Source organism: Streptosporangium sp. NPDC051023, assembly GCF_040689595.1.
Taxonomy (GTDB): Bacteria; Actinomycetota; Actinomycetes; order Streptosporangiales; family Streptosporangiaceae; genus Streptosporangium.
Map to the genome: position 1 here is coordinate 277,565 of NZ_JBFBCE010000001.1, position 25,366 is coordinate 302,930.

At 69.9% G+C, this 25,366-nt stretch carries 25 protein-coding genes; 14 read left to right on the forward strand and 11 right to left on the reverse strand.

All coding sequences use genetic code 11. The features are described from left to right. Nucleotides 1-1,063 precede the first annotated feature (1,063 nt). Nucleotides 1,064-1,258: a hypothetical protein gene (locus tag AB0395_RS01285; protein ID WP_366275856.1), complete on the forward strand. Its 195-nt coding sequence runs from the start codon at nucleotides 1,064-1,066 to the stop codon at nucleotides 1,256-1,258. 180 nt (nucleotides 1,259-1,438) lie between these two features. Here the strand turns inward: AB0395_RS01285 and AB0395_RS01290 are convergent, their stop codons facing one another. The 4 genes from AB0395_RS01290 to AB0395_RS01305 are packed head-to-tail and all read right to left on the reverse strand — an operon-like array spanning nucleotide 1,439 to nucleotide 7,084. After that, on the reverse strand, nucleotides 1,439-2,620 hold the full coding sequence (locus AB0395_RS01290) for a type III PLP-dependent enzyme (protein ID WP_366275857.1): 1,182 nt from the start codon (nucleotides 2,618-2,620) through the stop codon (nucleotides 1,439-1,441). Beyond that, nucleotides 2,617-4,191, reverse strand: coding sequence for an IucA/IucC family protein (locus AB0395_RS01295; RefSeq protein WP_366275858.1), 1,575 nt, complete (start codon nucleotides 4,189-4,191; stop codon nucleotides 2,617-2,619). Before AB0395_RS01295 ends, AB0395_RS01290 begins: the two co-directional genes overlap by 4 nt. Beyond that, nucleotides 4,188-5,939, reverse strand: a complete 1,752-nt coding sequence (locus AB0395_RS01300; protein WP_366275860.1) for an IucA/IucC family protein — start codon at nucleotides 5,937-5,939, stop codon at nucleotides 4,188-4,190. Before AB0395_RS01300 ends, AB0395_RS01295 begins: the two co-directional genes overlap by 4 nt. Beyond that, nucleotides 5,924-7,084 (reverse strand): ATP-grasp domain-containing protein, encoded by a 1,161-nt coding sequence (locus tag AB0395_RS01305; RefSeq protein ID WP_366275861.1) that lies wholly within the window; start codon nucleotides 7,082-7,084, stop codon nucleotides 5,924-5,926. Before AB0395_RS01305 ends, AB0395_RS01300 begins: the two co-directional genes overlap by 16 nt. Nucleotides 7,085-7,326: 242 nt before the next feature. On the opposite strand from AB0395_RS01305, the gene nudC reads away from it, so the two are divergent. After that, nucleotides 7,327-8,304 carry an NAD(+) diphosphatase gene (gene nudC / locus AB0395_RS01310; protein WP_366275863.1) on the forward strand — a complete coding sequence of 326 codons (978 nt, stop codon included), beginning with the start codon at nucleotides 7,327-7,329 and terminating at the stop codon, nucleotides 8,302-8,304. On the opposite strand, the gene AB0395_RS01315 is transcribed toward nudC, so the two are convergent. Both AB0395_RS01315 and AB0395_RS01320 read right to left on the reverse strand, forming a co-directional pair. Further along, nucleotides 8,305-8,541, reverse strand: a complete 237-nt coding sequence (locus AB0395_RS01315) for a mycoredoxin (RefSeq protein WP_366275865.1) — start codon at nucleotides 8,539-8,541, stop codon at nucleotides 8,305-8,307. A gap of 73 nt (nucleotides 8,542-8,614) precedes the next feature. Next, on the reverse strand, nucleotides 8,615-9,481 hold the full coding sequence (locus tag AB0395_RS01320; protein WP_366275867.1) for an alpha/beta hydrolase: 867 nt from the start codon (nucleotides 9,479-9,481) through the stop codon (nucleotides 8,615-8,617). On the opposite strand from AB0395_RS01320, the gene AB0395_RS01325 reads away from it, so the two are divergent. The 6 genes from AB0395_RS01325 (at nucleotide 9,441) to AB0395_RS01350 (ending at nucleotide 14,012) form a co-directional block, all read left to right on the forward strand. Continuing rightward, nucleotides 9,441-9,872, forward strand: coding sequence for a hypothetical protein (locus AB0395_RS01325; protein ID WP_366275869.1), 432 nt, complete (start codon nucleotides 9,441-9,443; stop codon nucleotides 9,870-9,872). The genes AB0395_RS01320 and AB0395_RS01325 overlap by 41 nt on opposite strands. Nucleotides 9,873-9,961: 89 nt before the next feature. After that, nucleotides 9,962-12,040, forward strand: a complete 2,079-nt coding sequence (locus AB0395_RS01330; protein ID WP_366275871.1) for an ATP-dependent DNA helicase UvrD2 — start codon at nucleotides 9,962-9,964, stop codon at nucleotides 12,038-12,040. Further along, nucleotides 12,037-12,912 (forward strand): acyl-CoA thioesterase II, encoded by an 876-nt coding sequence (gene tesB / locus AB0395_RS01335; RefSeq protein ID WP_366275872.1) that lies wholly within the window; start codon nucleotides 12,037-12,039, stop codon nucleotides 12,910-12,912. The genes AB0395_RS01330 and tesB overlap by 4 nt, the downstream gene beginning before the upstream one ends. Nucleotides 12,913-13,027: 115 nt before the next feature. Then, nucleotides 13,028-13,360 (forward strand): hypothetical protein, encoded by a 333-nt coding sequence (locus AB0395_RS01340; protein ID WP_366275873.1) that lies wholly within the window; start codon nucleotides 13,028-13,030, stop codon nucleotides 13,358-13,360. A 125-nt stretch (nucleotides 13,361-13,485) separates the two neighbouring features. After that, nucleotides 13,486-13,755, forward strand: a complete 270-nt coding sequence (locus AB0395_RS01345) for a WhiB family transcriptional regulator (RefSeq protein ID WP_364077935.1) — start codon at nucleotides 13,486-13,488, stop codon at nucleotides 13,753-13,755. Between the two features lie 56 nt (nucleotides 13,756-13,811). Then, nucleotides 13,812-14,012, forward strand: coding sequence for a hypothetical protein (locus tag AB0395_RS01350; RefSeq protein ID WP_366275874.1), 201 nt, complete (start codon nucleotides 13,812-13,814; stop codon nucleotides 14,010-14,012). A gap of 266 nt (nucleotides 14,013-14,278) precedes the next feature. Here AB0395_RS01350 and AB0395_RS01355 read toward each other — a convergent pair whose 3' ends face one another. Both AB0395_RS01355 and AB0395_RS01360 read right to left on the reverse strand, forming a co-directional pair. Next, a complete protein-coding gene (locus AB0395_RS01355) occupies nucleotides 14,279-15,616 on the reverse strand; it encodes an AarF/UbiB family protein (RefSeq protein ID WP_366275876.1) in 1,338 nt (445 codons plus the stop codon). Between the two features lie 63 nt (nucleotides 15,617-15,679). Next, a complete protein-coding gene (locus AB0395_RS01360) occupies nucleotides 15,680-16,780 on the reverse strand; it encodes a ThiF family adenylyltransferase (protein WP_366275877.1) in 1,101 nt (366 codons plus the stop codon). Between the two features lie 165 nt (nucleotides 16,781-16,945). On the opposite strand from AB0395_RS01360, the gene AB0395_RS01365 reads away from it, so the two are divergent. The 3 genes from AB0395_RS01365 to AB0395_RS01375 all read left to right on the forward strand — a co-directional run bounded on the left by AB0395_RS01365 (nucleotide 16,946) and on the right by AB0395_RS01375 (nucleotide 18,993). Continuing rightward, the gene (locus tag AB0395_RS01365; RefSeq protein WP_366275879.1) at nucleotides 16,946-17,731 is read left to right on the forward strand and encodes an enoyl-CoA hydratase-related protein; all 786 of its coding nucleotides are present in this window, start codon (nucleotides 16,946-16,948) and stop codon (nucleotides 17,729-17,731) included. A 141-nt stretch (nucleotides 17,732-17,872) separates the two neighbouring features. Continuing rightward, on the forward strand, nucleotides 17,873-18,385 hold the full coding sequence (locus AB0395_RS01370; RefSeq protein ID WP_271222741.1) for a M48 family metallopeptidase: 513 nt from the start codon (nucleotides 17,873-17,875) through the stop codon (nucleotides 18,383-18,385). 38 nt (nucleotides 18,386-18,423) lie between these two features. Beyond that, nucleotides 18,424-18,993, forward strand: coding sequence for a hypothetical protein (locus AB0395_RS01375; protein ID WP_366275880.1), 570 nt, complete (start codon nucleotides 18,424-18,426; stop codon nucleotides 18,991-18,993). A gap of 35 nt (nucleotides 18,994-19,028) precedes the next feature. Here the strand turns inward: AB0395_RS01375 and AB0395_RS01380 are convergent, their stop codons facing one another. From AB0395_RS01380 to AB0395_RS01390, 3 genes are all read right to left on the reverse strand, one after another. Continuing rightward, a complete protein-coding gene (locus AB0395_RS01380; RefSeq protein WP_366275882.1) occupies nucleotides 19,029-20,057 on the reverse strand; it encodes an endonuclease/exonuclease/phosphatase family protein in 1,029 nt (342 codons plus the stop codon). A 459-nt stretch (nucleotides 20,058-20,516) separates the two neighbouring features. Then, on the reverse strand, nucleotides 20,517-21,059 hold the full coding sequence (locus tag AB0395_RS01385) for an NUDIX domain-containing protein (RefSeq protein WP_366275884.1): 543 nt from the start codon (nucleotides 21,057-21,059) through the stop codon (nucleotides 20,517-20,519). Further along, nucleotides 21,056-22,375: a zinc-dependent metalloprotease gene (locus AB0395_RS01390; protein WP_366275903.1), complete on the reverse strand. Its 1,320-nt coding sequence runs from the start codon at nucleotides 22,373-22,375 to the stop codon at nucleotides 21,056-21,058. The genes AB0395_RS01385 and AB0395_RS01390 overlap by 4 nt, the downstream gene beginning before the upstream one ends. A gap of 130 nt (nucleotides 22,376-22,505) precedes the next feature. On the opposite strand from AB0395_RS01390, the gene AB0395_RS01395 reads away from it, so the two are divergent. The 3 genes from AB0395_RS01395 to AB0395_RS01405 all read left to right on the forward strand — a co-directional run bounded on the left by AB0395_RS01395 (nucleotide 22,506) and on the right by AB0395_RS01405 (nucleotide 25,299). After that, entirely contained in the window at nucleotides 22,506-23,579 is a 1,074-nt protein-coding gene (locus tag AB0395_RS01395; RefSeq protein WP_366275905.1) for an NAD-dependent epimerase/dehydratase family protein, read from the forward strand. Nucleotides 23,580-23,746: 167 nt separating this feature from the next. Further along, the gene (locus tag AB0395_RS01400) at nucleotides 23,747-24,172 is read left to right on the forward strand and encodes a molybdenum cofactor biosynthesis protein MoaE (protein WP_366275886.1); all 426 of its coding nucleotides are present in this window, start codon (nucleotides 23,747-23,749) and stop codon (nucleotides 24,170-24,172) included. Nucleotides 24,173-24,252: 80 nt separating this feature from the next. Further along, complete coding sequence (locus AB0395_RS01405; protein WP_366275888.1) at nucleotides 24,253-25,299, forward strand: PDZ domain-containing protein; 1,047 nt, start codon at nucleotides 24,253-24,255, stop codon at nucleotides 25,297-25,299. The last annotated feature ends 67 nt before the right edge of the window (nucleotides 25,300-25,366 follow it).

Here is a 25,366-nt window from a genome sequence, read left to right on the forward strand (position 1 = left end):
GATGGGTCCCACTGGGCCAGTTGCGCCGGTGAGTCCGATGGGTCCGATTGGGCCTGCGGGGCCGGTTTCGCCGGTGAGTCCGATGGGTCCGGTGGGTCCGGTGGGTCCGGTGGCTCCGGTGGCTCCGGTGAGTCCGATGGGTCCCACTGGGCCAGTTGCACCGGTGGCTCCGATGGGTCCGATTGGGCCTGCGGGGCCGGTTTCGCCGGTGAGTCCGATGGGTCCGGTGGCTCCGGTTGCTCCGGTGAGTCCGATGGGTCCCACTGGGCCAGTTGCTCCGGTGGCTCCGGTGAGTCCGATGGGTCCCACTGGGCCAGTTGCGCCGGTGAGTCCGATGGGTCCGATTGGGCCTGCGGGGCCGGTTTCGCCGGTGAGTCCGATAGGACCTTGAGCACCTGTGGGACCCACAGGGCCTGTCGCTCCGGTAGCTCCTGCTGGTCCTGTGGCGCCGTCGTTTCCTCTTGGTCCTGCCGGTCCTGTTGGTCCTGTTGGGCCGTTAGTTCCTGCTGGGCCTGAGGGTCCTGCTGGTCCTGTGGCGCCGTCGTTTCCTCTTGGTCCTGCCGGACCCGCCGGTCCTGCCGGGCCGTCAGTTCCTGCTGGGCCTGCCGGGCCATTTGGGCCCGCTGGGCCGTTTGGTCCAGCAGGACCAGGTGCGCCGTCGTTACCCCTCGGTCCTCCGGGTCCTTGCCTTCCTCCGAGCCCCTGAGGCCCTCGGGGGCCCGTAAGGCCCTGCTGGCCTGGGGGGCCTGTCGGCCCCTTCGGACCCTCAGGGCCTGTGGGACCCTCTGGTCCGCGGGTTCCCGGGGGGCCGGGCTTGCCGTCGTGCCCATCATGGCCGTCGTGCCCGTCACGGCCGTCGCGCCCATCACGGCCGTTCTGTCCGTTCAGGCCATTGCGGCCATTACGCCCGTTGTGGCACCCGCAGCGTCTCCTCCAGCATCCGCACCACCCCCGTACGGAAGACTCGCCAACCCGAAAGCCCGAATTGTCGAGGTTGCGGGTGGCGAGGCCCGCAGGAGCGGATCCGTCACTGCTTGCCCGCAGCTGGAGGCGGAGGATTTCTGTGCTTTCGATTGCGGCATTTGCTGATGTCTGGCAGGCGATCGCTAGGAAAGCCCCCAGTGTCGTTGCTGTGGTGACCCATCCCCGTCCGTACCTGATGGAATTGGGGGAAGAGACCCGTTTGGTACCGCTAAAAGTCATCGCGTTCCATGTCGTTTATGATTCCGGAGAATCAGAATTCCGTGCACCGCCCTGATGGCGGTAGACGTCAGGTACCCGATGATCGTTACGGTGACGCTTTTATTTTATTAACGAAGGTCAAATGAATTGACTGGAGTGTTCTATCGGTTATTCCGCTTTCTTGCCTCATGTGGCTATACCTCCACCCCCTTCCCTCTGCCTCTCCACCGGATCACCCGTCCCGGCCAGGGGTGATTCACAGGTAGTGGAAGCCGGGCTCCGGATGCATCAGGAAGCCGTGGTGGGAGATGTTCCACGCGTACGCCCCAGCCATGGCGAACTCCACGACGTCCCCGACGGCCAGGTTCACCGGCACCCCACGGGCCAGGACGTCCTTGGGAGTGCAGAGCTGGCCGACGATCGTGACCGGCTCCACGTCGGGGGAGTCGCACGACAGAGGCGAGAACAGGGGCTGGGAGTGGCCCTTGGCGGCGGGAGTGCGCAGATGGTGGGTGCCTCCTGCGACCACCGCGAACAGCTCGCCATGGACCCGTTTGACGTCGATCACCCGGGTCACGTACCGCCCGCAGTAGGCGGTCAGCGCCCGCCCAGGTTCGATGCGCAGCACCTCGCCGGGGCGGCGCAGCTCCGCCAGGCCCTCGCCGTACGACCGCCAGTCGAACCGTGCGCCGGGATGGGCGTACGACACCGCCATGCCTCCGCCGAGGTTGATCTCCGAGACGCCCAGCTCTCTGGCGTAGGCCAGTACGGCCCGCGACAGCTTGAGCAGCTCGGGGGCGTCGAGCCCGCTGGCGAGGTGGGCGTGGATCCCGCGCAGCCGTACCCGGCCCTGGCCGGGCCGACCGCCGCTCGTTTTCCCCCGCGGACCGCCCTGTCCGTCTCGGCCGGAGGGAACGTCTCGGTCAGAAGGAACGTCTCGGCCGGAGAGACCGGCCTGGCCTGGCGGGTCCGGTTGGTCTGACAGGAGGGCCAGGCACTCGGCGATCCCGTCGGGGTCCATGCCGAACGGGGTCGCCCCGCCGCCCATGGCCAGCGACGCCCCGGTCACCGGCACGTCGAGGTTGACCCGCAGCAGTACGTCGGCGGAGCGTCCCGCCTCCAGCAGGCGGCGCAGCTCACCCGGGCTCTCCACGTGCAGGCGGGTGACGTCGGAGGTCAGCTCGGCATGCGTCTTCCCCGGGCCTCCCATGGCCACCGGGATCTCGGGGAACAGACCGCGCACGTGTGCCAGCTCCCCGCCCGAGGAGACCTCGAAGCCGTCCACGTGCCGGGCGAGCACCCGCAGCAGCCGGGGATCGGGGTTGGCCTTCACCGCGTAGTAGAGCTCGACGTCTCCCATGGCGGCCCGTACGGCCGCCGCGTGGGCGTCGAGCGAGGCGAGGTCGTAGACGTAGGCGGGCAGGTCATCCGGGATCATGACAGCACCGCCAGTGGGTTGGTCACCGGGACGTATCCGGCCCAGCGGTCGGCGGAGCGCGCCCACCGGACCGACAGGTTGGCCTTGGCGGGCAGCGGCGCCCCGGCGAGCAGATCGGCCAGCGGCCGGGGCCACTGCCGGGAACCCGCATATCCGGTCAGCACCTCTCCGGCGATCGCCCACAGCTCCCGCACGGAGCCGTGCCCGGCGAGGGAGGCGGCGATCTCGGCCAGGTGGTTGACCATCAGGCAGTAGACCACCCGGTCCCAGCCGCTGACGGGATCGTAGGTGAGCGCTTCTACGACCCGGCCGGGCAGCCCGGACAGGTCGTGCCGCCCCGCGACGAGTTTGGTGCCCTCCAGGTCACGGAAGATCGCCTCGACCGGCAGTCCCGTCGCGTCAACGCCGACCAGGACGTTCTGCAGATGGGGTTCGAGCACCACGCCGTGGCTCAGGTAGGCCTCCAGGACCGGCGGTGCGACGCGTTCGACATAGGCGCGCCACCAGCGCACGGGATCGGCGGGCGGATCTCCGGGCACCGCCAACGCACCGCTTAGCAGCGGGGTCACCCCGGGCCTGCAGACCGACCACGGGCTGGCGCGGATGATCACGCCGAGTCCCTCAAGTAGCCGGGTGCCCAGGTCGGCGGAGCGGTAGCCGGGCTCGGTGAGCCAGCGGGTGCCGGGGAAAGCGGCGGACAGGTCCTCGAAGACCGGTCCGAGACGCCGGGTCAGTTCGACCGCCCCAATCAGCTCGTACCAGGAGTTCTTCCTGACGCAGTTGGTGATCCGCACGTCCAGGCTGAACTTCAGGCAGCGGTCGATCCGCGGCTCGTAGACCGTGCGGACCGACGAGGTGGGGACCGCGGGGCGGGAGCCGTACCCCAGGTCGACCAGCCGCCCGTCGGCCAGCGGCGCGGCGAGCTCGGCCGCGAGCAGGTCGAGCTGCCACGGATGCGCGGGCAGCGTCGAGTAGCCCTCCGGCGCCTGGCCAAGCTCGTCGAGTGACCCGGTCTCGCCCGCCTCAGCCAGCACGTCGTCGCGGACGCCGAGCAGCCTGAGCGGGAAGCTCGCGTGCGCCTCGGGGGCGTAACGCAGCCAGTCTGCGCCGTCACGGGCCTTGGGGCTCGGATGGAACGGATGCCCGAAGACCAGCCGCTGCTCGGAGGCGAGCCACGGGTCGGTGGGCGCGGGGGTCTCCCGCCTGGCCGTCAGCAGCGCCGCCATGGCGTCCCTGCTCGCGCCGACCTGGGTGGCGAACTCCTCGTTCGTCCCGCCGAGCTCGGTCTCCACGAGCCCGACGAGCCGGTCGGCGTTGAGCAGCTGCCAGCTCCCTCGGTCGAGCCACTCGGGCCGCCCGTCGATCCGGAGCGCGAGCCCACCGTGCGTCCTGACCCGCAGCAGGGTGTCCGCGACGCGCAGCAGCACGTACGGCTCGGCGTGCCAGACCTGCCCGCGAGGCCCGGCCACCTCCCTGACACAGCAGCGCAGCAGTGCCGCGAGCGTCGCTTCCTCGGCGACGGTCGCGGGGCAGACGGTCGCGAGACGAGAGTCGAGCGCGAGGCTGGTCATGGCGTCCTTCGCATGATCATGTTCTGGATGGCCTGAGGGGGCTGGCGCAGGTAGTTGGGGCCGCTGATGCCGTAGAACTTGTTCACGTCGCGTGCCCCGGTGCGCGCCTTGTCCACCAGGGTTCCCGCGATGATCATCGATTTGCCGACGAGCCTGGCCGCGTCGAGGGTCCTGGCCCGCAGCAGCCTGGCCATCGGGTCGTCCCCGTACTCGTCGAGCGCCTCCCCGAGCGTTTCGCGGACCAGCCGGGAAGCCGTCGCGGGCGGCAGCACGCCGAATGTCACCGCGGCGGCGGCCAGGTGCAGCGTGATGGTCACGAACACGTCGGCGAGCGCGTGCGGGTCGTCGGTCAGCATTCGCTCGTCGGTGAAGTCCGGCACCGTGACTCCCGCGGCCAGCAGCCGGTCGGGTGAGGTCAGCAGCCCGTCGTTGTCCTTGACCAGCAGCTTGGGGGTGCCGTCTCCCAGCACCAGCGAGAGGTTCTGCTGATGGGTTTCCAGGGCCGTGCCGTACTGGACGAAGAGCCGCACGTGGAAGCCGAACAGCAGCCGGAGATAGTCCCCGAGCAGCCCTGCCACATCTCCTCCGTACCAGCGTCCCGCCAGTTCCTCGGCGACGGGCCCGCCGCCGGGCGCGGGCGCGGGCAGTGCGGCAACCGGGACGATCTCGCCGGGCGGGAGGCGGCGGACCAGCCAGCCGAGATACTCGTGTCCGGCGTGGCCGTAGGTCTGCTCGTCGGCCAGGAGCACCCCGGGATGGGGCATGTCGCGCAGCAGCAGTTCGGCGCGGGCACCGTCGGCCAGGGTGCCCGGCTTGATCGAGCGCCGGTTGCGCAGCCCCAGCGTGCTGGTCGCCAGCGGCAGCTTCACGTGCGTGCTCCCGTCGATCGCGACCGTGCGCGTCGACAGGGTCGGGCTGACCTCCAGGTACGGCTCCGGCCCCACGATCGCCCACGGGATCTCCGCGACCACGGGGACCGTGAGCGGGTGCACGGGGAACAGCACATGGGTCTCCGCGAGGGACGAGGGCAGTCCGGCGCCCGCGAACTCGGGCGCGCCCGGCATCGCCGCCCCGGAAACCCGTCTCCTGGGCACGGCCGCCCACCGCAGCTCGAATGAGGGCGCGAACTCCGGCGCGTAGGCCGTCAGCTCGTCGTCGGAGAGCCCGGTCCTGCAGCGTGCCGTCGGGTAGACCGGATGGTCGACGAAGGCGGCCAGCGTCTCGTAGCGCACGGCGCGCAGCCGCGTCCTGGACCGGTCCGCACCGGGCGTTTCGCCCTTCACGCCACCGTTCCTCTCACGATGGCGTTGGGGCGTTTCCCGGCCGAGCAGGCCGAGCACCCTGTCGCGATGGGCGGCGTGCAGGTCGAGAGCGCGCAGCGCCTCCCTGCACTCCTGGGCGAACGCCTCGACCCCCGGGCCGTCGACAGGCGCGGCGATCTCCTCAAGGGTCCGCAGGACCTCCCGCAGGCCGAGCGTCTCCTCCGGGGCGACCACGAAGTCCTGGAACAGCGACCCCGGCACGAGGCGGACCCTGCGCCCGCCGGGCAGGACCAGCGCGACGCCGTCCTTTCCCCTGGTCATCCGCCTGGCCAGGCCGCCGTAGTTCTCGCGCAGCAGCGCGTCCAGGACACGGGAGGCCAGGTACGGCTCCCGCTCGCCCACGGAACCGCCGGTCGCCTCCCCAATCGCACGGCCGTCCACAGGGCTCCGCCCGCCGCTCGACGGGCCGATCACGCGATCACCCATGGATTTCCCGCCTCGAAGGCCTCGAGGGCCGCGTCAACGCTCGCCCTGTCGGGGCCGATCGCGCGGACGATGCCCAGGTAGTCACGGTTGGTGTTGTCCGGCTCGACGCGGTCGCCCACGGCGCGCAGCGGCCTGTGCCAGAGCCTGACCGAATCTCCCGGGACGGGCGCGACCGTTCCCGGGGCCGCGACCACGCTTCCCCGCCTGTCGGCGACGACGCTCAGCGCGGTCCCGTGACCGTGGGCATGGCCCAGGGCACCGGCCGACGCGCCCAGGTGGACGCCGAGGATGCGCTCGAACAGCGGAACGCCCAGCAGGTCGCCAAGGAGGAAGTCGCAGTGGTCGCCGATCACCCGGTAGTTGACCTCGATGATCCTCGGTCCCGCCTGTGTCATCACGTACTCGGTGTGGCAGGCCCCGAAGCCCGCGCCCAGCGCCGCGAGTGCCCGTAGCACGTGTCCCGGCGCGGGAGGGGGCTCCCAGTCGAGCCGTTCCTCGACGAAGTGGGGCAGCGCCCCGAGCGTGGTCCTGAAGCCACCGAGGACCAGGGGTTCACCGCCGTCGCCGAGTGTCTCGAGGGTGTAGAGGGGGCCTTCGAGGTACTCCTCGACGACCAGCGCCTCGCCGGGGCGCCGTTCCCTGATCGTCCGCAGGGCCGCCTCCAGCTCCAGCCCGTCCCGGACCAGCACGACGTCCTCGCTGGCGACGCCCTCCCGGGGCTTGACGACCGCGGGGAACGGCACGCCGTCCCGTGGCGCGGGGTCGCCGGGGGCCAGCCGTACGGAGCGGACGGTCTCGACGCCCGCCTCCGCGAGGCGTCTGCGGGTGAGCGCCTTGTTCTTCGCGGTGACGCAGGCCCGCCAGTCCTTGCCGGGCAGACCGAAGTACGCGGCGGCCATGGCCGTCTCCGCCTGCAGGTGGTCGGAGTTGGAGAAGACGGCGTCGGGCGCGTGGTGGTGCGCGATGACGTCTATCACCGCGCGGGCGTCACGGACGTCGCAGCCGAGCACCTCGGCCCCCGAGTCCAGATGGCGTTCAGGCCGGTCGGTCAGAACGGTGACGTCGCAACCCAGCGCGCGCGCCGCGGGGAGGAAACCGTCGGTGACCGAGTCGGTCGGCTTGAGCGCGGTGAGGTACAGCCGCAATGCAGACCCCCGATAATCAGGTAAGGCTAACCTAACTCGGTGCATCTTAACTGTATAGAGATCATCTCGCTGATGTGATCGGATATTCACCGTATATGTCTGGTTCACCGGCGGAGTACAGACCTCGTCCCCGTCCTGGTGGTCCGGGGAGCGGCTGGGGAGGACGTCGTGGCCGAGGACCCCGGGAATTCGCCCGCGTCCGGCGGCATAGGATGCCAATCGGTCTGGGAAGCGGGGATGGCGTGGAAATCATCACAGAAGATGGACTACTGGGACCGCTGCTGCTCGCGCGCGGCGCCATCGACCGCTCGGCGTCGCTGCGCGGCGACGCCGAATGGCTCGAACGGGCGTGGGCGGACGGCGCGACCAGGGTCGTCGTCGTCGACGACGGGCAGGCGCTGGTCAGGAGGCAGGGCGACGGAGTCGCGCTGGTCCTGTTGCCGACGGCCGACGCGCCGAAGGGGGAGCGCTACCTGCTCGGCATCGACGCGGAGGGGATCTCCTACTTCGCCGTCGCGGCCTCACTCACGGACGCCGAGCCTTCCGGCCCCCAGGGGCGGATCGTCGCCCCCCTGACCCTGTCCGCGTTGCGGGAGGGGGAGGCCGTCGCCGCGGGGCTGCGCCAGGTCGGCTCGCTGCTCGGGGACCTGGACGCCGGGCTGCTGGTCCACGCGGTCGCCCTTGAGGTCTGGCACGCGACCCACGAGTTCTGCCCGCGCTGCGGGAGCCGTACCGAGGTGCGGGCGGGCGGACACGTGCGGGTCTGTCCCGAGGACGGCAGCCAGCACTTCCCCCGGGTCGATCCCGCGGTGATCATGCTCGTGCACGACGACGAGGACCGGTGCCTGCTGGCCAGGGGGCCGCAGTGGCCCGAAGGGCGTCTGTCCGTGCTCGCGGGTTTCGTCGAGCCGGGCGAGTCGCTGGAACACGCGGTCGCCAGGGAGGTCGCCGAGGAGGTCGGGGTGCGGGTCGCCAACCCCCGCTACCTGGGCAGCCAGCCGTGGCCTTTCCCGCGCAGCCTGATGCTCGGCTTCTTCGCGCGGGCCGTCTCCACGGATCTCGTCCTCGACCAGGAGGAGATCGCGGAGGCCCGCTGGTTCAGCCGCGCCGAACTGTGGGCCGCGCTGGACAGTGGCGAGGTGCGCCTGCCGCCGGAGGTCTCGATCGCCCGGAGGCTGATCGAGACCTGGTACGGCGAGCCACTCACCGGAGACTGGTGATCAGGCGTTCAGCCGAGCCTTGACCTCGATCACCGAGGGGTTGGTCAGGGCCGTGCCGTCCTCGAAGAGCACGGTCGGCACGGTCTGGTTGCCGTTGTTGACGCTCATGACGAACTGAGCGGCATCGGGGTTCTGCTCGACGTCGATCTCCCGATAGGAGATCCCTTCCCGGGTGAGCTGGCTCTTCAGCCGCTTGCATGGGCCGCACCAGGTGGCGGTGTAAACCGTCAGCGCCATTTGTGGACTATCCCCTCGTGAGGTGTTCAGCGCTCATTGCCAACAAAGTGAGAGCCATTCGTCTTCCCACCGGTCAGAGAAGCCTTCTCGCGATCCAGTTCTCGACCTTTTCCGCCACTCCGGGTAGCCGGTACAGCGGCGCGCTGTGCTCGCTGCCGGGCTCGGTCAGCACCGTCATGCCCACGCCGAACGTCCGCAGCCGCTCCTTGAGCTGGAGGCTGTGCTCCGCGGGCACGAACTCGTCCTCGGAGTGCACGGCCAGCTCCGGCACGTCGCCGCGGCTCGCGTGCCGCGACACCTCCATGCTCGCCCAGATCTTCGGGCACCTGGCGGGCTCGCAGTCCCCGGCAAGCTGGATGGCCGCCTCGCGCAGCTTGCGCTTCTCCAGGTTGAAGACGTCGCTGCCGCCCTCTTCGTAGGCCAGCATCGGCGAGGTCACCGGCGAGATGCCGACGACCCCGCGCAGGCCGGGCAGCCCGTCCCCGTAGGTGCCGACGGCGGTGGCGAGGTGGCCTCCCGCGGAGAAGCCGACCACCACGTAGTCGTTGGGGTCGAAGGACCACAGGGCGGCGTTCCTGCGCGCGGTGGCGATGGCGTCCAGTGTGTCGGTCCGTTGCGCGGGCCAGGCGGCGTCGCCGGAGAGGCGGTAGTTGATGTTGAAGACCGTGTAGCCCTGTGCGGCGTAGCTCTCGGTGATCTCGGTCATGTACTTCTTGTCGCCGCCGGACCACCAGCCGCCGTGGATCAGGAAGACGCCGGGCCGCTTGAGGCCGTCCGTCTGGTGCCAGATGTCCATCCGCTGGCGGGTGTGCGGGCCGTACGCGACGGTGTCGATGACGGTGCCGTCGAGCAGTGGGTTGTCCGCCGGAGCCGGTTTCGAGGTCGAGGTCGTCTTTGGCTTGGGGGTCGGGCTGGGGCTCGGCTTCGCGGTCGCGGTCACGGCTGAACTGGTGCTTGGCGTCGGGGTCGGATCGGCCTTCACTGTCTTCACAGTCTTCGCCGTCCGCGCGCTCTTGGCGGCCAGTCTCTTCCTGGCCGTCCGCACCGACGCCGCCGTCTTCACCGAGGCGCCCGCCTTCACCGACGTGATCGTCTTCACCGAAGACACCGACGACACCGACGTGTCACCCGGCTTAATAGGGACGGCGGAGGAAGCATGCGCGGCAGGGACCGCCTGCAGTGCCGCGGGCCCGATCACCAACGCCGCCAGGGCGAGAGCACTCACGGTCACCGCGGTTCGCACAGGTCTCTTCCTTCCCCCAGGCCTCAGATTCCTCCTTATTGTGGAGGAACTGCCCTTTTTCCGCATCTTCACGAACGACGTAGGTTGACGGCGGCATGTTGTCAGAATGGGCGATGCTTGACCACCGGCTGGAAGGATGATTCCAGCAGGTCTGTTCAACCCGTGTAAGGAGTCTCCGTGGATCCAGACGACGTCCTGGCGGGGCTGGATCCCGAGCAACGGGCGGTGGCGGAGGCGGTACGCGGCCCGGTCTGCGTGCTCGCCGGAGCGGGGACGGGCAAGACACGGGCCATCACCCATCGCATCGCCCACGCGGTGCGCAGCGGGGTCGTCGACGCCCAGAGCGTGTTGGCCGTGACATTCACCACACGCGCGGCCGGCGAGCTAAGACAGCGGCTGCGCGGGCTTGGCACGCCGGGGGTGCAGGCCCGCACCTTCCATGCCGCGGCGCTGCGTCAGCTCACCTATTTCTGGCCGCGCGTCATCGGTGGCGACCCGCCCAAAGTGATCGAGTCGAAGCTGCCGCTGCTGATCGACGCCTGCCGCCTCATCAGGAAGAACCCCGACCGCTCCGAGCTGCGTGACATCGCCTCCGAGATCGAGTGGGCCAAGGCCACCCAGATCGGGCCCGAGGACTACGCCGAGGCCGCGAGGAAGGCCGGCCGTACCCCGCCGGTGCCCGCGGAGGAGGTCTTCCGGCTCTACGACGCCTACGAGACGCTCCGCCGCGACCGGCACCTGGTCGACTTCGAGACCATCCTCGAACTCACCGCCGCGGTGATGACCGAGCACCGCGAGGTCGCGGCGCAGATCCGCCAGCAGTACCGCTACTTCGTCGTCGACGAGTACCAGGACGTCAACCCGCTGCAGAAGCTGCTGCTCGACACCTGGCTCGGCGGGCGCGACGACCTGTGCGTGGTCGGCGACCCCAACCAGACGATCTACTCCTTCACCGGGGCGACCCCCAGATACCTGACCGGTTTCCCGGTCGAGCACCCGGCCGCGACGGTGATCAGGCTGGTCCGCGACTATCGGTCGACCCCGCAGGTCGTCTCCCTGGCCAACCGGCTGCTCGACCGGTCGAGGACCCCGCACAAACTCGCCCTGATCGCGCAGCGTCCCGACGGCCCCGAACCGGTCTTCACCGAGTACGACGACGAGCAGGCCGAGGCGGAGGGGGTCGCGCGGGCGGTGCGCAAGCTGGCGGACGGCGGCGTGCCGACCCGTGAGATCGCCGTGCTCTTCCGGGTCAACGCCCAGTCGGAGGCCTATGAGCAGGCCCTCACCAACGCGGGCGTGCCCTACCTGCTGCGCGGCGCCGACCGGTTCTTCGAGCGCCCTGAGGTCCGCCACGCGGTCGTCCTGCTGCGCGGCGCCGCCCGTTCCGCCGCGCAGGACGACGAACTGGCCCCGACCGTCCACCACATCCTCGCGGGCATCGGCCTCACCCCGCAGGCCCCCGGCGGTGGCAGGGCCCGGGAGAAGTGGGAGTCGCTCAAGGCCCTCGCCGACCTCGCGGAGGACATGGCCGCAGAGGGCGCGGGCTTGGCCGCCTTCGTGACGGAGCTGGAGCGCAGGGCCAGCGAGCAGCACGCGCCGCCGGTCGAGGGTGTGACGCTGGCCTCCCTGCACGCCGCCAAGGGGCTCGAGTGGGACGCCGTCTTCCTGGTCGGCGTCACCGACGGCATGATGCCCATCATCTACGCGGAGACGCCGGAGCAGATCGAGGAGGAGCGCCGTCTTCTGTACGTCGGCGTCACCCGGGCCAGGGCCCATCTGGCGCTGTCGTGGGCGCTGGCACGCTCACCGGGCGGCCGCCGTTCCAGGAAGCCCTCCCGTTTCCTCGACGGCCTCACCGGGCGTCCCGCGGCGGCGAGCCGTACGTCGTCGTCGCCGTCTCCGTCCACCACGGAGCGTCGCCAGGTCGCCGCGCCGGTGAGCTGCCGGATCTGCGGCAAGACCCTCGCCGTCGCCGCCGAGCAGAAGCTCGGCAGGTGTGCCACCTGCCCGGCCGACTACGACGAGGCCCTGCTGGAGAGCCTGAAGGCCTGGCGCGCCGCGGTCGCCAAGGAGACCAAGGTCCCGGTCTACGTGGTCTTCACCGACGTCACCCTTCAGGCCATCGCGGAGCGCGCGCCGGTCTGTGAGAGGGACCTGCTGGCGATCACCGGGATCGGGCGCGTCAAACTGGACCGGTACGGCGAGGCGGTGTTCGCTCTCTGCCGCGCTGCCGCAGACCGGACGGAGGACGTGTGAACCAGGCGCTCAAGGAGCTGTTGGACCTGCTCGACCTGGAGCAGATCGAGCTCGACATCTTCAGGGGCCGCAGTCCGGAGGAGCAGATCCAGCGGGTCTTCGGCGGCCAGGTGGCAGCCCAGGCGCTGGTCGCCGCGGGCAGGACGGTCCCCGGCGACCGGCACGTCCACTCGCTGCACGCCTACTTCATCCGTCCGGGTGATCCGGCGATCCCGATCATCTACAACGTGGAGCGGGTCAGGGACGGACGCTCCTTCACCACCCGCAGGGTCCTGGCGATCCAGCACGGCAAGGCGATATTCACCATGTCGGCCTCCTTCCACATTGCTGAGCCCGGTCTGGAGCACCAGGCGACGACGATGCCCGAGGTGCCCGAGCCCGAGGAACTGGAGCCGTTCCAGGAGCGGATGCGGGAGGTCCTGCGGGACGTGCGGGAGGAGTCGCCGTGGCGGGAGTTGCTGTCCAGGCCGCGCCCGCTCGACGCCCGCTACGCGACCCCCCTCACCTGGGAGGCCCTGCGCGACCCGTCGCTGAGCCGCTCCACGACGAACGTCTGGTTCCGCTATGAGGCCGAACTGCCCGACGACCCGCTGCTGCACGTGGTGCTCGCCGCCTACACCTCCGACTTCACCCTGGTCGACACCGTGCTGCTGGCCCACGGCCAGGCCTGGGGGACCCCGAACGTCTTCGGGGCCTCGCTGGATCACGCCATGTGGTTCCACCGCCCCTTCCGGGTCGATGACTGGATGCTGTACGCCCAGGAGTCCCCCTGGTCGGGTGCCGCGAGAGGACTGGCGAAGGGGGAGATGTTCACCCGGTCCGGCGAACTGGCCGTGTCGGTCGTGCAAGAAGCCTTGATCCGCGTGAGTTAGTCACAAAACTGCAGGTAGAAAATATGTTGCCCGTCCCCGCGACCGGGGTTTAGGGTCATGGTCAAGCGAGTCGGACACTCCTGTCCGACGATCTACGAATGGAGGTGAGTCCGCTGTGAAGAACATCCTGATGCCGTCCCAGTACGGGCTTACTTCCATGCGCCATGACACCTGCCTGTCCTTCGGCACGCGCGTCATCCTCGCGGATGGCCCGGCGGCCAGACTCCGACGGGACAACCAACTCCAGCAGGAGATCCAGCTCCAGCAGGACAAGTCCGTCCGCATCCAGGCCCTGGCCAGCCGACCGGCCGCCCTGGTCGCCTTCGCGGCGACGGGCGCCGAGGCTGTCCCGGCTCCTGAAGTCGGCGACTACGCAGTGACCAAGCACACCGGAAATGGTGGATGGCGTGGTCCGCACCCCTGGGGGCAACCTCCGGTCATAATCTGACCGAGAGAAAGCCTTCAGGCCGCGGATCCACACCAGGATCCGCGGCCTTCTTGTTTGTCCGCGTTATTCCTGTCCCCCCACCCAGAGGTAACCGAAGATCAACACCTAACTGAGAGGTGAAGCAGATGGGGGCCCAGACGATCATGGACCTGATCGACGAAGCCGCAATCCCCTGTCGTACCGACCCCGACCTCTGGTTCGCAGAGTCTCCGGAGGATGTGGAGTTCGCCAAGGCGCTCTGCGGAGGCTGCCCGATCCAGCAGGCCTGCCTGGCCCGCGCGCTCGAGCGCGAGGAGCCGTGGGGAGTCTGGGGCGGCGAGCTCATCCTGAGGGGCGCCGTCGTCCCGAGGAAGCGCCCGCGTGGCCGTCCCCGCAAGACCCCTGTCGCCGCCTGACCGGCGAAGAACCTGATCAACCAAGGACCCAGACGTTCCCGAAAGGACCACTTCCGATGAGCTACCTCAACAACACCATCTCCGGTCTCGACATGCCCTCTATGCAAGAAGCACTGGTACGAGATCGAATACAGACCCTCCACCGGGAGGCGGAGGAGCAGCGTCGCGTGTCCGGCATCCTGCGCCTGCGACGCGCCCGCCGAGACGCGGAACGCGCCTCCTCCCGCCTCCGGCACGCGCTCCTGCGCCTCGTCTGACGGCTAGGTCCTGTCCCCTGGACTTGGCCTGACGGCTGAGCACCGAGAACACCACCGAGGGGTGGCCCGTCCGAACGGGCCACCCCTTCCCCCGTTAGGTTCTGTCTCGTGGACCTTGCCTGACGGCTGAGTACCGTGAACGCCTTCGAGGGGTGGCCCATCCGGCAGGGCCACCCCTTTCGAGGATTTTCGATTGTGCGCCCGGCTGTGAATGTTCTTGGCACCCGGTTGTGAAGCCGAAGGGGCGGGGGGCGCCGAGCCTGGGATCAGCCTGCGGCCACGGCCTGTTCTTCGGGATCATCCTCGATGAAGCCGGGAACCCAGCGGATCACCTCTTCGCGAAAACGGGCCGTCGCGCCGAGCTGGCAGAGCACGCCCAGTCCGGCCGCGTGCACGCGGTGGATGAGGACATAGGACACCGGCAGGTTGAGCTGGCGCGCCACGTTGCTGGGGCGCAGGTCGGTGACCGTGGCGGCCTGCGTCTGCAGCCACTCACGGCTGAAGGTGAACTCCTCGACCGCGGTCGGCTCGACGTAGGGGGAGAGGAAGGCCCGCAGGGCCTCGGCGTCCACCTCGATGTGGGGAAGGATGAACCCCTCGTCACGCAGCCCCTGGACCACGTTCTCCATGTCGCCGTTGTTGAAGATGCGGGTCAGCTTTCCGAAGGCCGGGGGATAACCGTCGGGCAACCGGTTGACGGCGCCGAAGTCGAGCACGCACAGCCGCCCGTCCTCGACGATCCGGAAGTTTCCCGGATGCGGGTCCGCGTGGAGCATGCCGACCCGCGCGGGTGAGCAGAACAGGAACCGGACAAGCTGGAGTCCGGCGCGGTCGCGCTCCTGCTTGGTGCCGTCGGCGATGATCCGTGACAGCGGGATGCCGTCCACCCACTCGGAGACGAGCACCTGCTCGTTGGCGGCGATGACGTCCGGGATCAGGAAATCGGGGTCGTCCTTGAACTCCAGCGCGAAGGCGTGCTGGGCCTCCGCCTCGCGCAGGTAGTCGAGCTCCTCGGCCACCCGCTCACGCAGCTCGCTGAGGACGGCCTTGATGTCGAGCCCGGGAAGCAGGACTCCGAAGAGCTTGCCGAGCCTGGCGATCTGGTTGAAGTCGGAGAGCAGTGCCTTGCCCGCCCCGGGATACTGGATCTTGACGGCGACCGTCCTGCCGTCGTGCCAGACGGCCTTGTGCACCTGCCCGATCGACGCGGCGGCGGTCGGCCTGTCCTCGAACGACTGGAAGTTCTCCCGCCAGTCGTCGCCGAGCTGCTCGACGAGGACCTTGTGCACGGTCGCGGCGGGCAGCGGCGGGGCGGCGTCCTGGAGTTTGGTGAGGGCCGCGCGGTAGGGGCCGATGACCTCGGCGGGCAGTGCGGCCTCGAAGATGGACAGTGCTTGGCCGAGCTTCATCGCCCCGCCCTTGAGCTCTCCCAGAACCTTGAAGATCTGCTCGGCGGTGCGTTGCTGGATCTCCTGGGCGACGATCTCTGCGGGCTTGCCCCCGATCCGTTTTCCCAGCCCGAGGGCGGTACGGCCGGCGAATCCGATCGGCAGAGCCGCCAGCTTGGCGGATCGCGCAACTGCGCGGCGCGGAAGGTCACTCACCTTGGTTTGCGGCGTGTCCGCCGTACAGCGAGACGCCGCTCCCTCCCTTCGGTGTGGTGTCTATCAGCGGCAGGTCGCCGACGCGACCATTGTTAGCGAACCCAACTCGTTTCGGAAGCAACGACATTGAGGATGAACACTCCAGGATCGCCGCTTCCATCGCCAATCAGGCAATACATCTGTTGTGCTGTTGGTCACAGCTGACTCCACACCGTCGATCAAAGCAATCGCATGTCCGGCAGCCGCAGTCGCGACCAGGGACGACATGACCGTGCCGCATCCGATCTCCCCCGCGGGGAAGCCTCCGAGGCGGGCGCTGACGACCGGCCATCCCGGATCGCGATCGCGCCGTGTCAAATCTAGGCACCACAAGCACGTGCTTCGCCCGGGCAGCACCAGCGGACCGACGGATCCGAAGCCCTCGTAGGCGGTCACGAGCAGGTGCGGGACCTCTCTGGACATGAGCTCGCCGACCAGCAGGCCGTCGAGCGGGCCGACCGGTGCGAGCACCGCGAGGTCGGGCCGCCTGGCGCCGTCGGCCAGGCGAGCCGCGTGGTCACCGGTCCATGCGGTGACCGAGGGCGCCACCTCCCTGGCCAGGGCGACCGCGCCCTCCTGCCTGCTCAGGCCCACCTGTGCCCAGGTCAGCCCGCCGGGGACAACGTCCTGGCTGCGGGCCGTACCGGGGTCGACGATGCACAGCCCGCCGATCCCGGAGGCTGCGAGCAGGGTGACGACCTGCGCGCCCACGCGGCCCGCGCCGTAGACCCGCACCTGGGCCCTTCGCCTGCGCTCCAGCGTGGCCAGCCCGCCGTCCGTCGTGCCGGGAACCAGGGAGATCGCGTCCAGATCCGGCTGGAGTCGATCCCGCTCCGGCAGCGTGAGCAGGCGCAGCGGACCTGGCGGCACCGCGGCGTCGTCGACCACGCCCCTGCTGATCAGCAGGTCCAGCAGAGCACGGCCGCCCTCTCGCCCGATCCCCGCGTCGTCGGCCCCGGCCAGAACCCCGGCGACGTCGCGCACGCCGTCCAGGCTCTCGACCCAGCGGCGGACCTCGGGCTCCAGGTCGGTCAGCACCACCGCGTGCCGGGGACGCAGGCCGAACTGCAGGGTGCGTTCGTCACGCGCGATCCTGCGCAGGACGGGCTTCAGACGTGGTCTCATGCGACGGCCTTTCCTCGGGAGGGGACTCGGCGGCCCACGGGGATCCCGGAGCGTGATCGCTCGGTCACCTTGGGGCCTCGGCGCGGCCAGAGTGTCACGCCTCCGCAAGATCCCGGAGAGGTTTCCCGCCGCCTGTGGATAACTTCGGTGCACTACGCTCCCGCCATGGACGAGCTCTTGATCGACCGGCATGACGACGGCGTCGTCGTGCTCACCCTGAACCGCCCCGACCGGCGCAACTCGATGACGGATGGGATGACGGAACAGTGGCGGCTGGCCGTCTCCGACCTGCGCCGCGATCGGGATGTGCGGTGCGTGGTCGTCACGGGGGCGGGCAGCGCGTTCTGCTCTGGAGGAGACCTGTCCTGGCTCGCGGACCGTGGGGCGGAGAGCGTGCCGGACCTGCGCGACAGGATGCTGGGCTTCTACCGGACCTGGCTGGCGATCGCCGACCTGGAGGTGCCGACCATCGCCGCGGTCAACGGCGCAGCCGTCGGCGCGGGTCTGTGTCTCGCCCTCGCCTGCGACCTGGTCTACGCCGCGGAGGAGGCCAAGCTCCTCGTCCCCTTCACCTCGCTCGGCCTGCACCCGGGGATGGCGGCCACCTACCTGCTGCCCAGGGTCGCCGGGGTCGGCGTCGCCAGGGAGATGCTGTTGACCGGACGCACCCTGCTGGGCGCGGAGGCGGCGTCGGCGGGGCTGGTCACCAGGACCTTCCCCCGCGAGTCGCTGATGGCCGAGGTGCTGGAGATCGCGGCCAGGACCGCGGCGAACGCCCCTGTCGCCACCCGGCTCACCAAGGTCGCCCTCGCGGGCGGCGGGCACGCCGACCTCGACGCCGCGTTGCGCTGGGAGTCCCTCGCCCAGCCGGTCACCATGGCCTCCGACGACCTGCTCGAAGGGCTGGCGGCGCAGCGAGAACGACGGGCACCAAGATTCGGCGGCTCCTGAGACGGCCGATATCCCGGTTAATTCGATAAGTCGCAGCCATAACCGATCGGTCTCGCTGAACAATCGACGAACAGGGATTGACCAGCCAGAACGTGTTCGGCCCTCTGGTGTGAATTCGTGATTCTCGGCTACCGTTCATATGTGCCCCCCGAGACAGTCGAGGTCCGTCGAAGTTCTCGTCGTCGGCGGACGGTTTCCGCGTACCGCGACGGCGAGAAAACGATCGTGCTGCTCCCCGCCGGGCTGAGCAGCACCGACGAGGAGCAATGGGTACGCCGGATGCTCGACCGGCTGGCGGCCAAGGAACAGCGAAGACGTCCCTCCGACGACGACCTGTTCGAGCGGGCGAGCGAGCTGTCGGCACGCTATCTCGACGGTAGGGCCAAACCGTCGAGCGTGCGCTGGGTCGACAACCAGCAGCACCGTTGGGGCTCCTGCACCCCTGATCACGGCACCATCAGGATCTCCACACGGCTTCGGGGCATGCCGTCGTGGGTGGTCGACTATGTGATCATGCACGAGCTGGTGCACCTGCTCGTGCCGAGTCACGGTCCTCGTTTTTGGGCGTTGGTGGAACACTATCCCAAGGCCGAACGAGCACGAGGGTTCCTTGAGGGATTCTCCATGGCGGCGGGCGCCGCGGAGGAATGTTGACAGAAGATCGACTGGTCGGGGTCGTTGTCACGCCCTCGATGTCCGCTGCGACCCCACCCGGGGTCGACCCCGCGCGTTTCCTGACGGCGGTGGCCGAGGACACCTACGAGCTCGTCAGCGGTCTCGACTTCGTCACCCCGGTCCTCGTGACGAGCGTGCCGGGCATGGAGGAGATCGTCTGGCCGGGAACCCCTGTCCTCGAGATTCCCGATCTGTCGGGAGCCGTCCTGGTCAGAGCCGCCTTCGAGGCGATCTCCGAGGCGCTGCCGTACGGCAGGCAGGCGGTCCTGCTGAGCGGTGACGCGCCCGACCTGCCACCGCTGCTGATCGGTAAGCTCTTCCGCGAGCTGGGCAGGGCCGCCCTCGCCGTCTGCCCGGCCGCCGAAGGCGGCGCCGTCGCGATCGCCGCGCACCTTCCCTATCCCGGCTGGGCCGAGGTCGGCCTCGACGATCCCGAACCGGTCAAAGCCCTGCGCGCCCGCGCCCCCGGGCCAAGGACGGTCGCCACCGGCCCCGGCTGGCACCGCCTGCGCGCCCCCGGCGACGTCCACAGGCTCGACCCCGGCCTCGAAGGCTGGGACAACACCCGCGCCCTGCTCTCCGCGTGAGGCCCCGCGCGTGAGCCCTGCTCAGGACGAGGGCTTCAGGACGAGGGCAGGCGGGGCAGGCGCAGGTCGGCGAAGACGGCTCTGTGGTCGGTTCCCGGGACGGTGTGCACGCTGACCGCGCTGACGTTCACCCGCTGGTCGACCACGACGTGGTCGATGGTGATGATCGGCGGGACGCGGCCCCTGTTGGCAGGCCAGGTCGGGATCAGCCCCTGCCCGACCCGGTCCGCCGAGTCCGCGTACCCCCGGCTGAGGAAGCGGCGCATCGCGGCGTGGTCGAGGCTGGCGTTGAAGTCACCGGCGAAGATCCGGATCTTGCCCGCGGAGGCGGCGGGGAAGGAGGCGAGCGCCGCCGTCCACTCGTGCACCTGGCTGCCCAGCGGCGGGAAGGGGTGCACGTCGACGAACTCGATGTCCCCAACTCCCGGGACGTTGACCACGGCGGCGGGCATGTTGTGCCCGATCGGCCGGAACAGGTTCTCCAGCGGGGTGAGCGAGTAACGGGAGAACAGGCCGCTGCCACTCGCGCTCCAGGCCGTCTGCAGCACCCGGTTCGGCATGATCTCCTTCAGCCCGGCCGCGTCCAGCTCGTCGACCATGCCCGGGGTCAGTTCCTGGGTGCTCAGCACGTCGGGTTTCAACTGCCTGACCAGGTTCATCACGGCCTCGGGATCGGCGTGACCGAACAGCATGTTGAGGGTGAGCACCCGCAGCGGCGTCCCGGACGTCGCCTCCGCCGAGCCGAGCGCGCGAGGAAGGACGCTGAAGCCGAACGCCGCCGTGGTGACCAGCGCGACGGCCGTGGCCGCGCGGCGGCGGGTCACCGCGGCCAGGAACAGGGGCACGAGCGACCCAGCGGCGGCGTACGGCGTCGCGGTCATCAGCTGGGTGGTCAGCGACCCACGCTCGAGCCCGGTCACCCTGGCGGCGGCCCAGGCGGCGAACGGGGTGACAGCGGCCCAGACCAGGGCCTTGGGGAGCTTCGGTATACGCCGGCGCCGCCGGCCCGGCGTCACGACCGTGCCGCCGACCACATCTGTGCCCGCCGAGACGTCCACGCTCACACTGCCTCGATTCGTTCGCTCACCCCGACGGGGACGACCATACCCATGGCTCCGTGAGACGCGTGTAAAACGGTCCAACCGTACGGTGTTGTTCACCCGAACGCCCCAGCCGGGCCCGCCACATGTATGACCAGTGCCGCTCCCGGCCGACCACGGCTAGCGGTGACGGGAACGCTCACCGGACGCACGTCGTCCGTGGGCGCCGGTCACGCTAATGCCTGGACTGGAACCCGCCCCACTCCCGGTCACCCGGGGACTGTTCTTGGCGTGGCCACACCGGTATCGGAACCAGGACCTGCCCCACCCTCATCCCGCTGGGACTGGTTTTGGCGTGGGCGCGCCGGTGTCTGGACTGAGGAGCGAAGGCACCGGCACTGGGGCGCCCAAGCCCCGCGACGCCGAAGGCGTCGCAATGAGCACAGCCCGCGACGCCGCCAGGCGTCGCAATGAACACAGCGATCAAGAAACCATCGCCTCGCGGGCGCGCCTGGCCAGCCTGCGGGTCGCCTCGTCGGAGAGCTCGGGAATCTCCTCGATCGGGAACCAGCGAAGGTCGAGGGATTCGTCACTGATCACGGCCTCGACGTCCGCGGGGGCGACCGCGCCGTACTCCACGTCCAGGTGGTGGCTGTGCGGTGGATGGCACCAGACCCGATGCCGGTCGAGGGCCAGCGGCCCGGGAAGCAGGCGCAGGCCGGGGATGCCCGACTCCTCGGTCGCCTCCCGCAGCGCGACGGCGTCGAGCGAGACGTCGTCCCGCTCGCAGTGCCCGCCCATGGGAAGCCACATCCCGGCCTTGGGGTGCAGGGTCAGCAGCACCCGCTCGCCGTCGTGGGAGACGACCGCGGTCGTGGCCGTCAGATGGCCCGGCACGCACTCGCGCCACATTGCGTCCTCGTGGGCGTGCACGTGATCAAGGAACTCCCTGCGCAGAAGCTCCTCCTCGGCCGTCGGCGCGGTCCACGACGTCAGCACGCCCTGTGCATGCGCGCGCAGGCTCACGCGGCGCCGCCCCCGCCGCCGTCCCGAGGACCGTCGGTGCCGCTGGGGCCGTCAGTGTCCTCGGTGCCGTCGCCGTCCTCGGAGTCCTTCCGGCCTTCCTGCGTCCCTTCGGCCTCCCCGGCGGAGGGCCCGCCCAGCGACGCCTCCAGGGAGGACAGATCCAGCTCGGGCTCACCCCTGACGAAGCCCTCCGGGTTGTCGAGGTCGTCCGCGGTCGGCATCAGGTCAGGGTGGCTCCACACCGCGTCCCGGCCGTCGATGCCCCGGTCGCGCTCCAGCGCCTGCCACAGTGCCGCCGCCTCGCGCAGACGGCGCGGGCGCAGCTCAAGGCCGACGAGCGTGGCGAACGTCTGCTCCGCGGGGCCGCCGGTCGCCCTGCGGCGCCGTACGGTCTCGGCCAGCGCGGCGGACGAGGGCAGCTTGCCGTCGGCGGCGCCGTCGACGACCGTGCCGACCCAGCCTTCGACCAGGGCCAGCATGGTCTCCAGGCGTGCCAGGGCGGCCTTCTGCCGGTCGGTCTCCTCAGGCTTGAGCAGATTGCCGCCGCTCAGCGCCTGCTGGAGCTGCTCCGGATTGTTGATGTCGAGCCCGCGGAGCTGCTCCTCCAGCGCGGACACGTCAACCGTGATGCCCCTGGCGTACTCCTCGACCGCGCCGAGCAGGTGCGCGCGCAGCCACGGCACGTGCTGGAACAACCGGTGGTGTGCGGCCTCGCGCAGGGCGAGGTAGAGCCGGATCTCCTCGGCGGGCGTCTCGAGGCCCTGGCTGAACGCGGTGACACCGCCGGGCAGCAGGGCGGCGTTCTCCGACAGCGGCAGGCCGATGTCGGTCGAGCCGACGACCTCGCGGGCGAGCGAGCCGAGGGCCTGGCCGATCTGCTGGCCGACCATCATGCTGCCCATCTGTTTCATCATGCCCATCAGTGGCCCGGCCATCGCCTGGGCCTCCGCGGGCAGGCCCGCGGCGCCGAGCGTGCCGCTCATGGTCTCGACCATGCGGGCCGCGATCGGGTCGCACAGCTGCCGCCACACCGGGACGGTCTTCTCGATCCACTCGGACCGGCTCCACGCCTGCGGGTTGTTCACCCCGCTCGGGAGCGCGGTCGCCTCGTTCAGCCACAGGTCGGCGAGGTTGAGGGCGTCCACGATCTGGCGCCGCTCGCCTTCCATGACACTCGGGTCGCCCTCTGCGGCCACAACGTGCCGGGCGATGTTCTTCGCCATGTCCCAATTGACGGGACCGGAGCTCTGCGGGGCGGACAGCATGTCGGCGAACTGGCGCATGGCCGCCGCGATCTGCTCCGGGTCGCCGAACATGGCGAACGGATTCTCGTTGGGGTCGTTTTCCCGACCTGGCAAGTCAGTCACCGCTCTACCTCGTGCAGGATGGAGGAGTCCACATCCGCCACGTTATCCGTCGCATGGTGGGTCAGTGCAAAGTGAGGACCTGGTGCCTACCTCGAAACGCCCTCGGCTCCCGGTCGTCGCCGTAACCGGCGCGGCCTCGGGTATCGGCCGTGCCTTCCTCGCGAAGGTCGCCTCGTCTGCGGATTTCCGCAGGGTCGTGGCCATCGACGAGCAACGCGGCGACGTGCCCGACGTCACCTGGAGAGTGCTCGACGTCAGAGATCCGCTCTTGGCGAACCGGATCTCCGACATCGACGTGCTCGTCCATCTGGCGGGCGATTACGCGCTCGACGCCGATCCGGCGGAACGGCGCGCCTACAACCTGCGCGCGGCCCAGACGGTGCTCACCGCCTCCGCCGCCGCGCGGGTGCGCCGCGTCGTGCTGGTCACCAGCGCCATGGTGTACGGCGCGGCACCGGACAACCCCGTCCCGTTGCCCGAGGGCTCCGCGGTCGCGGCCGAGCCGGACACCGGGATGGTCGGTGACCATCTGGAGATCGAGGCACTGGCCAGACGCTCGCTGCGCAGCCATCCCGGCCTCGAGGTGACCGTGGTCCGCCCGGCGGCCGTCGTCGGCCCCGGCGTCGACAGCGTGGTCACCCGCCACTTCGAAGCGCCCCGGCTGCTCAGCGTCAAGGGCTGCAGCCCCCGCTGGCAGTTCTGCCACCTGGACGACCTGGTCTCCGCGCTGGAGATGGCCGCGCTCGGCATGGTCTCCGGGGTCGTGGCCGTGGGAGGCGAGGGCTGGCTGGAGCAGGAGCAGGTCGAGGAGCTCTCCGGGCTGCGCAGGTTCGAGCTGCCCGCGGGACTGACGTTCGGCACCGCGCAGCGCCTACACCGCCTCGGCATCACTCCGGCCCCCGCGACCGACCTGCACTACGTCGTCTACCCCTGGGTGGTCGACTGCGCCGCGCTCCGCGAGGCCGGGTGGAAGCCGGCCTGGAGCAACGAGGCCGCCTTCACGCAGCTTCTCGAACTGCGGGAGGGCAGGCACGCGGTGGTCGGCCGACGGCTGTCCGGCAAGGAGGCGACGCTCACCGCCGCAGGCGCGACCGTCGCGGTCCTCGGCACGGCGGCGATCGTCCGCGCCGCACGCAAGAAGCGCCGCGTCTGAACAATGCTCGTCGCGCAGACCATGTCAGAAGCCGCCACTGTGTCGGAAGCCGCCCACCGTTTCAGAAGGTGCTCGCCGCGTCGCAAGCCGTACACGCCGTGCCCGAAAGACCCGGATACGACCCGCGCCCCGGAGCCTCCCGGCTCCGGGGCGGTAGCCTTTGTGCCGTGAACGTCATCCGGCTGCTCGGCATTCGCGACGGCGCGCTCTCCGTCGACGAGGTGTTCTCCGCGATCGGCGACCACGCCGCGGGCGGCACGACGATCTTCATCGGCACCGTGCGCGACCATGATCACGGCAAGCCGGTCGCCCAGCTCTCCTACTCCGCGCACCCCGGCGCGGAGAGCGAGCTGCGCAGGGTCGCCGAGAAGATCGTCGCCGATTTCCCGGTCACCGCGCTGGCCGCCGTCCACCGGGTCGGCGACCTCGGCCTCGGCGACATCGCCGTCATCGTGGCGGTCGCGGCCCCGCACAGGGACGAGGCGTTCGCGGCCTCACGGCGCCTGATCGACGACCTCAAGAGCGAGGTCCCCATCTGGAAGAATCAGATCTTCGCCGACGGCTCGACCGAATGGGTCGGAAGCTGCGACTGAGGGCGTGATGCCTGCGATCCGGAAGTTGACGGCGCGTACGTGCGACTCCTCGACCGGTCACACGGCATAGGCTTCCTCTCATGTCCCGACGAGCGCTGACATTGATGGTGGCAGGCTTCCTCACGCTTGTGCTCGGTGTTGTCGGCGCCTTGCTGCCGGTGCCGTACGTCGTCCTGAGCCCAGGACCGACCGAGAACACCATCGGCGACGTCAAGGGCAAGCCGGTGATCAGCATCGAGGGACGCGAGACCTACCCGACCGACGGGAAGCTGAGCCTGGTCACCGTGGCCTACCAGGGCGGCCCCGGCAACAGGATCGATCTGTTCAGCGCGCTCAGGGGTTGGATCGATCCGACGATCGCGGTCGTGCCCGAGGAGACGATCTTCCCGCCGACGAGCACCGCCGAGGAGGTCGAGCAGCAGAACACCCAGGAGATGACCAACTCCCAGGACGACGCGACCGCGGCGGCGCTGACCGAGCTGAAGATCCCCTACACCTCGGTCGTCACCGTGGCCTCGACCCAGAAGGGCCTGCCCGCGGACGGGCGCTTCAAGACCGGCGACGAGATCGTCTCGGTCGACGGTGTCCCCGCGACCGACAGGGAGAGCGTCTCCGGCATCGTCCGCAAGCACAAGGCGGGCGAGACGGTCACCTTCACCGTCAACCGCGGCGACCACAGCATGACCGTGGCCGCCCCGACCGTCGCGGCAAAGGACGGCACGCCGATCGTGGGCATCACGATGCGGATCAGCTACAAGTTCCCCTTCAAGGTGAAGATCAACGTCGGTGACGTCGGCGGCCCGAGCGCGGGGATGATGTTCTCCCTCGGCATCGTCGACAAGCTCACCCCGGGAGGGATGACCGGCGGCAAGTCGATCGCCGGGACCGGGACGATCAGCCCGGAGGGCAAGGTCGGCCCCATCGGCGGCATCCAGCAGAAGATGGTCGGCGCCCGCAGGTCGGGGGCGACGGTCTTCCTCGCGCCCTCCGACAACTGCGCGGAAGCGGCCAAGGCCGTTCCGGATGGGATGAAGCTCTACAAGGTCACCACACTGCATGACGCGGTGAAGGCGCTCGACGTCATCCGCACCGGCACCGGCACCGTGCCGAGCTGCTCGGCCGGCTGATCCGCCGCGCGGGGCCGCCCGTCTGGTTGGCCCGGAACCACCTTTCCGGTTGCCCGAAGCCCCGGCC

Coding starts and splice junctions, on each gene's coding strand:
- AB0395_RS01295 (WP_366275858.1), bottom strand. CDS start 4,191: ATGACCAGCCTCGCGCTCGACTCTCGTCTCGCGACCGTCTGCCCCGCG.
- AB0395_RS01350 (WP_366275874.1), top strand. CDS start 13,812: ATGAGCTACCTCAACAACACCATCTCCGGTCTCGACATGCCCTCTATG.
- AB0395_RS01290 (WP_366275857.1), bottom strand. CDS start 2,620: ATGATCCCGGATGACCTGCCCGCCTACGTCTACGACCTCGCCTCGCTC.
- AB0395_RS01360 (WP_366275877.1), bottom strand. CDS start 16,780: ATGAGACCACGTCTGAAGCCCGTCCTGCGCAGGATCGCGCGTGACGAA.
- AB0395_RS01300 (WP_366275860.1), bottom strand. CDS start 5,939: ATGGGTGATCGCGTGATCGGCCCGTCGAGCGGCGGGCGGAGCCCTGTG.
- AB0395_RS01390 (WP_366275903.1), bottom strand. CDS start 22,375: ATGTTCGGCGACCCGGAGCAGATCGCGGCGGCCATGCGCCAGTTCGCC.
- AB0395_RS01405 (WP_366275888.1), top strand. CDS start 24,253: ATGTCCCGACGAGCGCTGACATTGATGGTGGCAGGCTTCCTCACGCTT.
- AB0395_RS01375 (WP_366275880.1), top strand. CDS start 18,424: ATGTCCGCTGCGACCCCACCCGGGGTCGACCCCGCGCGTTTCCTGACG.
- AB0395_RS01315 (WP_366275865.1), bottom strand. CDS start 8,541: ATGGCGCTGACGGTTTACACCGCCACCTGGTGCGGCCCATGCAAGCGG.
- AB0395_RS01345 (WP_364077935.1), top strand. CDS start 13,486: ATGGGGGCCCAGACGATCATGGACCTGATCGACGAAGCCGCAATCCCC.
- AB0395_RS01365 (WP_366275879.1), top strand. CDS start 16,946: ATGGACGAGCTCTTGATCGACCGGCATGACGACGGCGTCGTCGTGCTC.